Genomic DNA, 12,691 nt, shown 5'->3' on the forward strand with positions numbered 1-12,691 from the left:
ACGGAGTGCCCATGCTGTCACTGATCCAAATCCTTCTGCTGATCCTGGACATTGTCTGGTTCATCATCCTTGCCCATGTGATCATGAGCTGGCTGATCAACTTCCAGGTGCTGAACCTGCACCAGCAACTGGTGGCGCAAATCTGGTACGGACTGAACCGTTTGTTAGAGCCGATCTACGGCCCCATTCGCCGCATTCTACCCGCCATGGGCGGTCTGGATCTGACCCCTCTGGTGGTGCTGATCGGGGTCTATGCGTTGCGGATCATTCTGATCAACAACGCGGTCTATTTCTACTGACCTCTTGTTCACCGAATCTTAGTATGTGATGGTCCTGTCTTAAGAGCAGATAAACCATAAAACAGGACCCTCCGTCGCATGTTCGACTCCGCACCCTTGTTGCGAGACGTTTTCGGATTCGACGACTTCCGCCCCGGTCAGGAAGAGATCGTCGACGCCGTGACCGCAGGTGAAAACGTGCTGGCGATCATGCCCACTGGTGGGGGCAAGTCCTTATGTTTTCAGTTACCTGCGTTGCTGCGAGACGGCGTGACTGTTGTGATCTCTCCGCTGATCGCCTTGATGCGCGATCAGGTGCGTGGGCTGCAGGAAGCCGGTGTCGAGGCGGGCGCGCTCACCTCGGGCAACACCCCCGAAGAAACTGATGCGGTATGGGACGCATTAGAGGCTGGGCGGCTCAAGCTTCTGTATATGGCGCCCGAGCGTCTGGCCGCCGGGTCGGCGCTGGGGATGCTGCGCAGGATTAACGTCAATCTGATCGCGGTGGATGAGGCCCATTGTGTCAGCCAATGGGGCCACGATTTCCGCCCTGATTATCTGCGGATCGGAGAGCTGCGGCGCGCTTTGAATGTGCCCCTCGCCGCGTTCACCGCGACAGCGGATGCGGAAACGCAGGACGAGATCGTCGAAAAACTGTTCGACGGTGTTGAGCCGCGCAAGTTCCTGCGGGGGTTCGACAGGCCCAATATCCATCTGGCTTTTGCCGCCAAGGATGGACCGCGCAAACAGATCCTCGATTTCGCTGCCGCGCGCAAAACCCAATCCGGCATCGTCTATTGCGGGACCCGCAACAAGACCGAGGTGCTGGCGCAAGCCCTGCGCGCCGAAGGTCACACGGCCTGCCACTATCACGGCGGGATGGAGGCCGAGGATCGCCGCATCGTGGAAGCTCGGTTTGCGCGCGAGGACGGGCTGATTGTCGTCGCTACGGTCGCCTTTGGCATGGGTATCGACAAGCCGGACATCCGCTGGGTCGCCCATGCGGATTTGCCGAAATCGATCGAGGCCTATTATCAAGAAATCGGTCGCGCCGGGCGCGATGGTGGACCAGCCGAGACCCTGACCTTGTTCGGGCCTGACGATATCCGACTACGACGCTCACAGATCGACGAAGGGCTGGCCCCACCTGAACGGCGCATGGCGGATCATGCGCGTCTTAACGCGCTGCTGGGATTGGCCGAAGCACTGAAATGCCGCCGCCAGAGCTTGCTGGGGTATTTTGGGGAACAGACTGAACCCTGCGGCAAGTGCGATCTCTGCGACAACCCGCCTGAAGTCTTCGACGGCACAACGCCCGTCCGCATGGCTCTGTCCGCCATTCTACGCACCGAGGAATGGTTCGGCGCAGGTCATCTGATCGACATTCTGCTTGCCAACGAGACCGATAAAATTCGCGCACGGCGACACGACAATCTGTCCACCTACGGCATCGGCAAGGACTGGTCGCGCCCACAATGGCAAGCGATCTTCCGGCAGATGATGGGCCATGATTTGGTGCGCCCCGACCCTGAACGCCACGGCGCGCTGCGTATGACAGAAACCGCCAAACCCATCCTGAAAGGTGAGGCGCAGATCGATCTGCGCAAGGATACCATCCGCAAAGCCACCCGACGACCCGCTGTCAAATCGATGGTGTCCGAGGAAGACGCGCCGCTGCTCTCGGCGCTCAAGGCCAAGCGGCGCGCACTGGCCGAGGCCGCTCGGGTCCCGGCTTATGTCATTTTTCCTGATCGCACCCTAATCGAGATGGCAGAAACCCGACCTGCAAATCTGGATGACATGGCGCGGATCAGCGGTATCGGGTCAAAGAAACTGGAGCGCTATGGATCCACTTTCCTTGAGGTGCTGACCGGCGCGGTAGAAGAATTGCACCCGGCGCGGCGCAAGCTTGCCGGCCGCAATCAGGGCGACATTTACGATCAGTTGCTTGAGGTTCAATCACAATTGTCGCGTGGCCCCGACGGGATCGACAAACCGCTAAGCTGCACGGCCTCGCAATTGGCGAAAGTGGCACAACTGCACCCGGATGATCCACGAGCGATGGAGCAGGTTCTGGGTGACCGTCGTCACGAAAGGTTTGGCGCGGCGTTTCTGGACGTGCTGCAACAGGCGGGCTAGATACGCCTGAGCAGGCGAGAAACGAGGGCGGATATGCTGGTAGTGATTTCCCCGGCCAAGCGGCTGGATTGGGCTGAACGAAACGTCGAAGTGACACAACCCGATTTTCAGGATGACGCGATCCGCTTGTCGAAGACCGCACGCAATCTGACATTGGGCGATCTGAAAAAATTGATGGATCTGAGCGATGATCTGGCTCGCCTGAACCGCGACCGGTATCGTATGTTCTCGGACGCGCCCGATGCGGAGACGACGCGCCCTGCCGCACTGGCTTTTGCGGGCGATACCTATCAAGGGCTTGAAGCCGCATCGCTGGATGCCGACGAAATGGCCTGGGCACAGGATCACCTGCGCATTCTGTCCGGGCTTTATGGCGTATTGCGCCCGCTGGATGCCATACAGGCCTACCGGCTTGAGATGGGTAGTAAACTGAAAACCAGACGCGGGAAAAACCTGTACGAATATTGGCGCGATCAGCTAAGCAAGGTGCTGAACGCGCAGGCCGCCGAAACTGACAGCAAGGTTCTGGTGAACTGCGCCAGTCAGGAATACTTCGGCGCGGTCGACCTGAAAGCACTGAAGCTGCCCGTTGTGACCCCGGTCTTCATGGAGGACAAGGGCGGCACCCCCAAGATCGTCAGCTTCTTCGCCAAGAAAGCGCGCGGTGCGATGGCACGCTACATCATCCAGCACCGCCTGACCGATCCCATTGGCCTGTTGGATTTCGACAGCTGTGGTTATGAATACAGGGCAGATCTGTCTGACGACTACAAACCTGTGTTTGTTCGCCCCTATCAGGCCTGATCGAGCAGTGAAGGGTCGTAGGCTACAAGCTCAACGGTGTTCCCTTCGGGGTCTTGGGTGAAGATACCGCGCCAGCCGATCCAGCCGAAATGCTCGACCCGATAAGGCTGGTCGATCTGGTCGTACCAGCGCATGACAGCATCCTGTTCGACAAAGGGCAGCGACAGCGCGATATGGTGCAGGGCCGAGGCGCCCCCTGTTACTGGCACTGCCGCGCCAGTCTGGCCCGATCCACGCTCAGAGCCAACAGATTGGTGAAACAGGGCCAGCACCTGTGTATGTCCACCAAACCCTTCGGCAATCCGAAAAAAGGTGATGGCGCTGTTATGGTCGCCTTGCAATCGCTGCAACCCGATCACCTTCTCATAGAAATACACCATTGCCGCCATATCGGCGCAGCGAATTGCAATCTCACCCAATCCCCGGGGGCGAAAACCGCGCTCATCTGACATAAATCGATCCTATACCGTACTTTCACCTTCTGCACCGACCAATTGGGCATCGGCTGGACGATGTTCCAGTATCATCTTGTGGATCAGTTTCTTGTGCAACGGTTTGGTCAGATAATGATCAAGCCCGGCTGCCAGTATGCCCTGATCATCCCCTGTCATGGCATGGGCCGTCAGGGCCACTATGGGAACATGTCGATCCGTTCCGATCTCGCGCCGCCGGATTTCACCCGTCGCCTCTTTCCCATCCATCTTGGGCATCGAGATATCCATGAAAATCAGGTCCGGGTCGAAACTGGCGAAGGTTTCGATCGCCTCCAACCCATTGGAGACGAATTTCAAATCGATCTTCAGATCTTTGGTCATCTTTTGAAGGATCAGTTGATTGGTTCGATTGTCCTCGGCTGCCAGAACCCGCATCAGCCTCTGATTCTGCGGAACTTGCGCATGAGTCTCGGGATCAGCGACGCAGTCGTCACTGCGATTCGACTTGAATACAGGAGCACCCAGCGCCATCAGCCGTGAATACAGCTCGGCGCGAGGAATGGGCTTTTGCAACACGCCGTCAATCAGGCGATGGGCCGGGTCGGCATGAATCACACCCGGATTGGCCGACATCACCACAATTGGCAGATCACCCCATCCTTTGTCGCGCAGTGTTGTGGCGAGTTCCAGACCGTCCATGTCCGGCAGATCGTGATCGCACAGCACCAGATCAATAGTTTTGTCCATTGCAGAAAGCGCTTCAGCCCCTGTTGAACGGGTGAGCGCCTGAGACCCAAGGCGGCTCAGTTGTTTGGTCAGAATGGCGCGGTTGACGGCCATATCCTCGACCACCAGAACCTGGCCCAACTGCCCCGCCAGATCGGGCGGAACGGGCTGCGGACCTTCGGCCGTGGGCAGTGTGATACGGAAACCAAAGCAAGATCCTTTGCCCGCGTCGCTTTCGACCCAGACGGCACCGCCCATCATCGAGATCAGCCGCTTGGTGATTGCCAGCCCCAAACCCGTGCCTTCGAATTGGCGGTTCTGGGCATCCTCAACCTGATTGAATTCACCAAAGATGTGCGGGACCTTGTCGGCTTTGATTCCGATACCCGTATCCTCGATGGCCACGTGGATGTCGCAGGTTTCAGTTGTCGCGTCAGGAACACCGGTCACCCGGATAAGGACATGGCCCTGCGCGGTAAACTTCACTGCATTGCCGACAAGGTTGGTCAGAATCTGCCGAATCCGCCCCGGATCACCCACAAAAAGCGTCGGCAGGAACAGGTCATAGTCCACCAGCAAGGTCAGGCCCTTGTCGCGTACGCTGGGTTGCAACAGCATCGCGACCTCAAGGATACAGCGCTCCAAATCGAACTGTTCGGGGTGCAGCGTCAACTTGTCGGCCTCGATCTTGGAATAGTCGAGAACATCGTTGATGATGACCAGCAAAGCCTCGCCCGAATTGCGAATTGTGCTTACATAGAGCCTTTGTTCTTCGTTCATCGGGGTTTCGGTCAGCAGTTCGGTCATACCGACGATCCCGTTCATCGGCGTGCGAATCTCATGGCTCATATTGGCCAGAAAGGCGGATTTGGCGCGGTTTGCGGCCTCGGCCCGTTCACGTGCAGCGTTTAGCTCGGCCTCATGCCGGACCGAGGCTGTGATGTTCAACGCCAGGCTCAGCACGTCACCGCCGTGGCCCCGCTGATCAATCAGCCGGATATATTGGCTGTTCCACAACTGGATCACCTCGGGTTCGGGGTGCGGTTGCGCCCAGCGTGCAAGCATACGCGCCTGCCAGTCCGCGATATTTTCCGCGCCGATGTCCACGATCCCTTCATGGGTCAGAATTTCGAGAATACGCGTGTAGCTGATCCCCGGCGCGACCTCTTCCAGCCCATCGAAAACGCTTAGGTAAGCGGCGTTGGCACCGATCAGTGTGTTGTTGCCGTCGAAAAAGGCAAACCCGTCAGGGATGGTCTGGATCGAATGCCACAGGCGGCGTTCAGCCACTTCGATCTTGGCATTGGCTACGGTCAGATCGGATTTGACCTTTTCGTTTTCATCGCGAACCGTCGCAACCTCGGCCTGAGTCTCATCGATCTGACGTGTCAATGCGATAGCATGGCGTCCCAATTTGCGGTTGGCAGCAGACAACTCGGCCTGTTTCAGATGCAACAACCGCTCGGCCGCCAGTCGTGCGCGCCGTTCCTGCGCCAGTTTCTCAGCAAGACTCATGTAAAGTTTTCCCGCGATAATCTGCTCAGAGCATCGCGGTAGAGCATGAAAAAGTGCTTAAGCAGCGTTAGCGACGTCCCTCACGCAACCAACCGGCCAAGAGGAACCCACCGGCAAGCAACAGCACCAGCCAGGGTGGAAGCAACCCGGCCTGTGTAACATCGCGGGTTTCATAGGCGTCGCGCGGGGTCAGACCGATCCAGCCCCGACCTGCTGCCGGTCGGCCCGCACGGACATTCCGGATTGAGGGCAGACCCTCTTCCAACCGGATCGTTCCCCCGCGCAGGCTGGCCAGAACGGGGCTTAGAATCTCATCGGTCGCGATCGTGCGCTCGAATTCCTTTGGTGCAGCAGGACCAAGACCGATCACGGCAGAATGCGCACCCTCTTCCAGACGGTACAGGCCAATTTCAGGGCCGAAGTACTGCGCCTCGAACCGACCGGGCGAGACTTCGTTTAGCGTAATCTCCAAGGTGTCGCCGTTGGGGAGGGTGACGGTGACCGGGCCAACCTCATCCTCCAGCGTTTGACGGATAATACGCATGGACTGGCCGTTCGCTTCGGCCCACAGCGCCTCTTCCTCAAGCTCGGGTTCTTTCATCATCCAATGCGCCAGCCTGCGGAGTAGTTCCAACTGCGGGCCACCGCCCTCAAAGCCGCGGCTCCATAGCCAGGCGTGGTCTGATGCCATCAGCGCCACACGGCCTTCACCCACGCGATCCAACAGCAGCAACGGACGATCATCCACGCCGGTCATGAGCATATTGCCGGACAGCTGGCTGACATCGATCTGGCGCAGCCAAGCGCCCCAAGTCTCAGCATCGCCCAGATCAGCGGTAACCGGATGACGCTGGCCCAGATCGGTGACCATGGGCACGTACCGTTCCTCGTAAACCCGCGCACTGGGTTTTGCGGGCAGGACCGGCCCAAGCGGGGATCGGTACAGGCTGTCAGCCGTGGCAAAATCAGGACCAGCAGCGACCAGCACCGCGCCACCATTGACGATATAGTCGCCAACATTGTCCAGATAGATCGCAGGCAGGATGCCGCGCCGCTTGTAGCGATCAAAGATGATCAGGTCGAAATCATTGATCTTCTCCAGAAACAACTCCCGCGTCGGGAAGGCAATCAATGAGAGTTCGTCCACCGGAACGCCGTCCTGCTTTTCCGGTGGCCGCAGGATGGTGAAATGGACCAGATCAACCGAGCTGTCGGATTTCAACAGATTGCGCCACGTACGCCCGCCCGGATGCGGCTCGCCCGAAACCAGCAGAACACGCAGGCGATCCCGCACGCCGTTCATCTGGATCAGAGCCGTGTTGTTGCGGTCAGTCAGCTCACCCTCGGCCTGCGGGACCGTGAACTGGATGACGTTCCGACCACCATGCGGCAGCGTGATCGGGAGCTCGACGTCCAGACCGATTGGAATGGTGAACTGCTCGGGTTCACCTCCATCGACGGAAATCTCAAGCGGAGCGTTTGCAACTCCGGCAGGCGCAGCGCCAGTATCTTCGACGCGCAGGGTCAGGGTCACGGGTTCACCGATAATGGCGAAGGCTGGGGCGTTACGCACGATCAGGCGCCGATCCCAATCGCCTTCGCGCCCGGTCTGTAACAGATGCATTGGAGCAGGCAGGTCGGGTGCCAGGTCTGCATCATGAACGATGCCGTCTGACACAACGATAATGCCCGCAATCCGCGCACGGGGTTCTTCGGCCAGTGCCGCGTTCAGCGCAGCCATGACCTGCGTGCCCTCGTCACCATCGCCGTCACCAACCTGGATGTGGCGCAGCTCGGTATTGTCTCGGGCTTCGATCTCGGTCGCGAGGTCGTTGGCAGCCTGAGCAGTCTGTTCGGCACGATCCGATAGGGTTTGACTGGCGCTTTCATCTTCGATCATCAACACGATGTCGGTAAGCGGCGCGCGATCTTCGACCTGATAGACAGGACCGCTAAGCGCCCCGAGGATGACCAAGGCCGCCAAGCCGCGAAGGGCCCAGCCCGACAGACCGCGCCAAAGCGCCAGAACCACACCTGACATGGCAATCAATGCCACGGCTGCCAGAAACGGCCACGGGATTAGCGGGTCAAAGATGACGGTTCCGGTCATTGTCCCAACCTGTCCAAAAGCGCGGGCACGTGAACCTGATCGGATTTGTAATTCCCGGTCAGCACATGCATTACCAGATTAACCCCAAACCGATTGGCCAACTCGCGCTGTCGTTCTCCGGCATAACCGCGACCCACGGGCAACAGGGACTGACCGTTGCGATCCACCGCCCAGGCCCCGGCCCAGTCATTACCGCCGATCACCACCGGGGTCACGTTATCGTTGAGGTTTCGGAAGGGCATTCCTTCGATCTGCTCGGCATCGGGTGGCGCGGCTTCGACCCAGACCTCGGTGCCAGAATATCGTCCGGGAAAATCCTGCAACAGGTAGAAGGCGCGAGTCAGCACGTGGTCACGCGGAACAGGCTCTAACGAGGGGATATTCAGCGGTGCCGCCAGCTGTTGTAGCTTGCGCCCATTGGGGCTGGACGCCCCGAAACCGGCGATATCGGCATCGCGCGTGTCAAACAGGATCATCCCACCCGACCGCAGATAGGCGTTGAGCTTTGCATAAGCTTCAACCGAGGGCTGCGGCTGGTCCGGAGTAACAGGCCAATAGAGCAGCGGAAAGAATGCAAGCTCATCACGTTCAAGGTCGATGCCAATCGGGTCGGCGGGTTCGACCGAAGTGCGAAAATGCAGCGTCTGCACCAACCCACGCAGCCCGGCCAGCGCGATATCGTCGACCTGAGCATTCCCGGTAAGTACATGGGCCAGCACAAGCTCATGCGTCGCGTTCAATGCAAAATCGGTGTCTTCAGGGGTCTGCGCCCGCGCCTCGGGGGCAAGGAACACGGCAGCAAGCGCAAATGCAACAGGGGTTGCCTTGGCCAAGCGCCCCGACAACGCCAAAGACGCAATCACATCGATTGTCAGCAACAACAGTGCAAGGCCAAGCAACAGCCCTTCCAACGGAGTCTCATTGCTGATCTCCTGACCCCGGATTGGGACGTCAGACGGCCAGACCACCGGGGATAGTACAGCATCCTCGGCAAGAACATTCCGCGCCAGTTTCTGCTTGCCGTTTTCATAAAGCCCCGGGCGCAGGTCCGGCCCGATTTGCCCAGAAACCAGTTCGACTCCATCGACACCGGGCAGCGTTCCTGCGTCAGTCAAAACACCGAAGCCATCCATTATTTGAATCGGCTCCCATACGGTGCCCTGCATCTGAGCCTCTTGACGCGATTTGGCAGCAGAGGCAACGGCAAGCCGGTCGAGCATTTCGACAAACAGCCCGGACAGCGGCAGGCTGGACCATTCCGCATCAGCCGTGACATGGAACAGAACCACCTGCCCCAGCCCCAGCGGTTTTCGGGTCACCAATGGTGTGCCATCCGACAGTGACGCAATGACCCGATCCGCCAAATTAGGATCTGGTTGTGCCATGACCTGAGTGGTCACAGAGACGTCCGCAGGAATCTCCAACCCATAGAACGGCGAGTTTTCAGTGAACGGAGCAAGCCCTTTCGCTTCACCCCAGCTCATGGCGCCGCCGACCGAGCGGCCACCGCTACGAAGTCGAACCGGCAACAGTGCATCCTCAGTATCGCGCCCCAGATCGCTGGCGGCCATGCGTGGGCCGGCAAAGCGCAGCAGTAGGCCGCCCTGTTCAACCCATTCGACGACTTCAGCCTGTTCCGAATCGGACAGCTTGGCCACATCCGCCAATACGATCACATCCGGGTTAGCGGGGAGAACCTCGGCCAGGCCGCCTTCGACAAAATCAGCGGTCGGAATCAGCACCTGTGTCAGGTAGTGAAGCGGCGACAGTAACTCTAACCCTTCGCGGTTCAGGGTGCCTGCGATCAATGCCACTTCGCGCCGACGCAGGCTGTCATCTGTCAGTGTAATGGCACCGGCAGAGCGCTGGCCTTGAATCTCGAACCGTGTAATGCGTGCGCGCAGTTCCGATGGAAGCGCAAGATCAATTTCCGCCTGCGTAGAGCCGTTTTCGAACTCAAGACTGGTCGATTGCAGCACCCGCATTGCTCCTGCCGGGTCGCGCCCTTGCGCCAGAACGGTAATTCTTTCATCTGGTCCTGGATTAGCGCGCTGTACGCTTAGTCGGATTGCGCCGTCCTGATAGGTGGCGGGCAAGATCGCGGTGACAGGTGCAGAGGATTGGTAGACAATCACGTCCCCACGCGCCTGAAGGGCAGAAGTCAAACGATCATGGCCGACATAGGACAGACGGTCGCTGAACCAATGGGTGTCGAAACCACCTTCAACCTGTCCCAACGCGATCAGAGTTTGGTCAATCTGCGCTTGGGTTGGTTGCCACGGCATCGGTGTAAGGCCCGGCAGACGCCCACGCCACGCCTCGGCGGCCTGAAACACAGGTGCCTCAGGCTCAGTCAGACGCAAGATCGACACAGGACGACCCGCCCGCCCGGCTTCCGTCAATTGCGCATCAATCTGATCAAGTGTCGAGGACCAACGTGTCGCGCCCCCCCAGCTTGCATCCAGCACCAGCAGTAGCGGCCCGGATCCGGTCTCATCGCGTGAGGGGTTCAGCACCGGCCCTGCCAGCCCGATGATGATCGCTGCGGCTGCCAGCATCCGCAGTAGCAGCAACCACCATGGTGTACGGTCCGAAACGCTTTCATCATCCTTAAGGCCCAGCAACAAGGTAACCGCAGGGAACAGTCGGCGGATCGGCGCAGGCGGAACAGCGCGCAGGATCAGCCACAGGATCGGCAGGGTCAAAAGGCCCAGCAGCACCCATGGCGCGGTAAAGCCGATGCCTGCAAGAACCGTCATTGCGCACCCCCATCTAAGGCGCGATAAAGCCACAACAGAGCCGATTGAGCACTGTCACCGGTGTGATGGAGCCCCATCTGCCATCCGGTCGCACGACAAAGCTGCGTCAGCGCGTCCTTACGCTGCGCAAGGCGATCCAGATAACGATCACGCAGGTCTGCGGCCTTCAAGGTTTCATGTCGAGCGGTGCCACCAACACTTTCAAAAATGGTACGTCCCGAATAGGGAAAGGACTCCTCGCTGGGGTCCAGAACCTGCAGCAACACGCCGCGCACGCCCCGGTCAGCGGCTTTGGTAAGGGCCAGCTCGACCTCGTCCAGCGGCCCAAGAAAATCCGAGATAAACACCGCACGCGCATGCGGGATCATGGCGCGGTGTTCGGGTGGCGCGTAATCGGTTTGCGCATCTTCAGACCAGGCTTGGGCCAGCCGAATGATCTGAGCATTCCCCCTGCGCGGGGGCAGCGTCGTGCCAGTCAGACCAACGCGCTCGCCACCACGCACAAGCAGGATAGCGGTCGACAGCCCCAGCAGGCGCGCACGATCGGCCTTGGTCGGCAAGTTCTTGTCCGAAGCAAACCGCATCGACGCGCCCTGATCGACCCAAAGCATGATCGACTGTGCAATCTGCCATTCGCGCTCACGTACAAACTGCTGATCACCACGGGCCGAACGGCGATGGTCGATCAACCGGCGACTGTCGCCAATCTGCGCAGGGCGGTACTGCCAGAAATCATCCCCCAGACCCGAGCGTCTCCACCCGTGATCGCCCAATAACACGGTTCCGGCCAGATGCTCGGCACGCGCCAATAACGGCGGCAACCGGGACGCCTCGGCCTCGGAGCGTTCGCGTAGGGTCTGGGCGACGCTCACGCCGCGGCCTCAGTTCGGACCAGCCCAGTAGCGGTGGACTCAATCAGGTCAGAGAGGCTGTCACCACGTGCCCGCGCCGCGAAGTTCAACGCCATACGGTGGCTGAGAACCGGACGCGCCATGGTCAGAACATCCTCGGCATTGGGGGCCAAACGGCCTTCCAGCATCGCATTTGCGCGCACGGTCATCATCAGAGCCTGCGCAGCGCGCGGTCCGGGACCCCAGGCAACAGTTTCCTTCACCCGCTCTGACACACCTGCCTCATCCGGGCGGAAGGCGCGGACCAGATCGAGGATCAGTTCGACAACCGACTCTCCTACAGGCATCCGGCGCAACAGAACCTGTGCGGCCAGCAATTCCTCTTTGGTGAAAATCTGATGCGCCTCGGCTTCCTCGACACCCGTGGTAGCCAGCAGAATATCACGCTCGGTCTGGCGATCCGGATATTCCACGTCGACCTGCACTAGAAACCGGTCCAGTTGAGCTTCGGGCAATGGATAGGTCCCTTCCTGCTCAATCGGGTTCTGCGTTGCCAGCACATGGAACGGTACGCCCAATTCGCGGTCTTCGCCCGCGACTGTCACCGTACGCTCTTGCATCGCCTGCAACAGTGCCGATTGAGTCCGGGGACTGGCACGGTTGATCTCATCCGCCATCAGCAACTCACAGAAAATCGGGCCGGAGATGAAGCGGAAATGGCGGCTGCCATCTTCGGCAGTATCCAGCACTTCCGAGCCCAGAATATCAGCAGGCATCAGGTCCGGCGTGAACTGGATGCGGTTGCCATGCAGGCCCATCACGGTCGAAAGCGTCTCGACCAACCGCGTCTTGCCCAGCCCCGGCAGACCGATCAGCAGCGCGTGACCGCCGCACAAAAGCGCGGTCAGAGTCAGGTCCACGACCTTCTCCTGCCCGATAAAGCGGCGGGTGATCGAGGATTTGGCCTCTTGCAGCTTGTTTTCCAGCGCTTCGATCTCGGACACGAGGTCGGCAGGTTCGGACATGAGGTTCCCTTCCGTGGACTGTTATGATTGAAGTGTATCGCGCTGAGAGG

At 59.5% G+C, this 12,691-nt stretch carries 9 protein-coding genes; 3 read left to right on the forward strand and 6 right to left on the reverse strand.

Going from position 1 to position 12,691, the window contains the following annotated elements; genetic code table 11:
• Nucleotides 1-11: 11 nt before the first annotated feature.
• The 3 genes from ACR0BI_RS11740 (at nucleotide 12) to yaaA (ending at nucleotide 3,221) form a co-directional block, all read left to right on the forward strand.
• Nucleotides 12-299, forward strand: a complete 288-nt coding sequence (locus tag ACR0BI_RS11740; RefSeq protein ID WP_170394943.1) for a YggT family protein — start codon at nucleotides 12-14, stop codon at nucleotides 297-299.
• Between the two features lie 78 nt (nucleotides 300-377).
• Complete coding sequence (gene recQ / locus ACR0BI_RS11745; RefSeq protein ID WP_480561901.1) at nucleotides 378-2,417, forward strand: DNA helicase RecQ; 2,040 nt, start codon at nucleotides 378-380, stop codon at nucleotides 2,415-2,417.
• 33 nt (nucleotides 2,418-2,450) lie between these two features.
• Nucleotides 2,451-3,221 (forward strand): peroxide stress protein YaaA, encoded by a 771-nt coding sequence (gene yaaA / locus ACR0BI_RS11750; RefSeq protein ID WP_480561899.1) that lies wholly within the window; start codon nucleotides 2,451-2,453, stop codon nucleotides 3,219-3,221.
• On the opposite strand, the gene ACR0BI_RS11755 is transcribed toward yaaA, so the two are convergent.
• From ACR0BI_RS11755 to ACR0BI_RS11780, 6 genes are all read right to left on the reverse strand, one after another.
• Nucleotides 3,212-3,673 carry a VOC family protein gene (locus ACR0BI_RS11755; protein WP_170733948.1) on the reverse strand — a complete coding sequence of 154 codons (462 nt, stop codon included), beginning with the start codon at nucleotides 3,671-3,673 and terminating at the stop codon, nucleotides 3,212-3,214. The two genes, yaaA and ACR0BI_RS11755, sit on opposite strands and share 10 nt — an antisense overlap.
• A 9-nt stretch (nucleotides 3,674-3,682) precedes the next feature.
• Complete coding sequence (locus ACR0BI_RS11760; RefSeq protein WP_480561897.1) at nucleotides 3,683-5,896, reverse strand: response regulator; 2,214 nt, start codon at nucleotides 5,894-5,896, stop codon at nucleotides 3,683-3,685.
• A gap of 67 nt (nucleotides 5,897-5,963) precedes the next feature.
• On the reverse strand, nucleotides 5,964-8,006 hold the full coding sequence (locus tag ACR0BI_RS11765; RefSeq protein ID WP_480561895.1) for a hypothetical protein: 2,043 nt from the start codon (nucleotides 8,004-8,006) through the stop codon (nucleotides 5,964-5,966).
• Nucleotides 8,003-10,765 (reverse strand): DUF4159 domain-containing protein, encoded by a 2,763-nt coding sequence (locus ACR0BI_RS11770; protein WP_480561893.1) that lies wholly within the window; start codon nucleotides 10,763-10,765, stop codon nucleotides 8,003-8,005. Before ACR0BI_RS11770 ends, ACR0BI_RS11765 begins: the two co-directional genes overlap by 4 nt.
• Nucleotides 10,762-11,637, reverse strand: coding sequence for a DUF58 domain-containing protein (locus ACR0BI_RS11775; RefSeq protein ID WP_480561891.1), 876 nt, complete (start codon nucleotides 11,635-11,637; stop codon nucleotides 10,762-10,764). The genes ACR0BI_RS11770 and ACR0BI_RS11775 overlap by 4 nt, the downstream gene beginning before the upstream one ends.
• Nucleotides 11,634-12,641, reverse strand: coding sequence for an AAA family ATPase (locus ACR0BI_RS11780; RefSeq protein ID WP_170394959.1), 1,008 nt, complete (start codon nucleotides 12,639-12,641; stop codon nucleotides 11,634-11,636). Before ACR0BI_RS11780 ends, ACR0BI_RS11775 begins: the two co-directional genes overlap by 4 nt.
• Nucleotides 12,642-12,691: the final 50 nt, after the last annotated feature.

The organism is Ruegeria sp. E5 (assembly GCF_056534105.1).

Coding starts and splice junctions, on each gene's coding strand:
- ACR0BI_RS11740 (WP_170394943.1), top strand. CDS start 12: ATGCTGTCACTGATCCAAATCCTTCTGCTGATCCTGGACATTGTCTGG.
- recQ (WP_480561901.1), top strand. CDS start 378: ATGTTCGACTCCGCACCCTTGTTGCGAGACGTTTTCGGATTCGACGAC.
- yaaA (WP_480561899.1), top strand. CDS start 2,451: ATGCTGGTAGTGATTTCCCCGGCCAAGCGGCTGGATTGGGCTGAACGA.
- ACR0BI_RS11755 (WP_170733948.1), bottom strand. CDS start 3,673: ATGTCAGATGAGCGCGGTTTTCGCCCCCGGGGATTGGGTGAGATTGCA.
- ACR0BI_RS11760 (WP_480561897.1), bottom strand. CDS start 5,896: ATGAGTCTTGCTGAGAAACTGGCGCAGGAACGGCGCGCACGACTGGCG.
- ACR0BI_RS11765 (WP_480561895.1), bottom strand. CDS start 8,006: ATGACCGGAACCGTCATCTTTGACCCGCTAATCCCGTGGCCGTTTCTG.
- ACR0BI_RS11770 (WP_480561893.1), bottom strand. CDS start 10,765: ATGACGGTTCTTGCAGGCATCGGCTTTACCGCGCCATGGGTGCTGCTG.
- ACR0BI_RS11780 (WP_170394959.1), bottom strand. CDS start 12,641: ATGTCCGAACCTGCCGACCTCGTGTCCGAGATCGAAGCGCTGGAAAAC.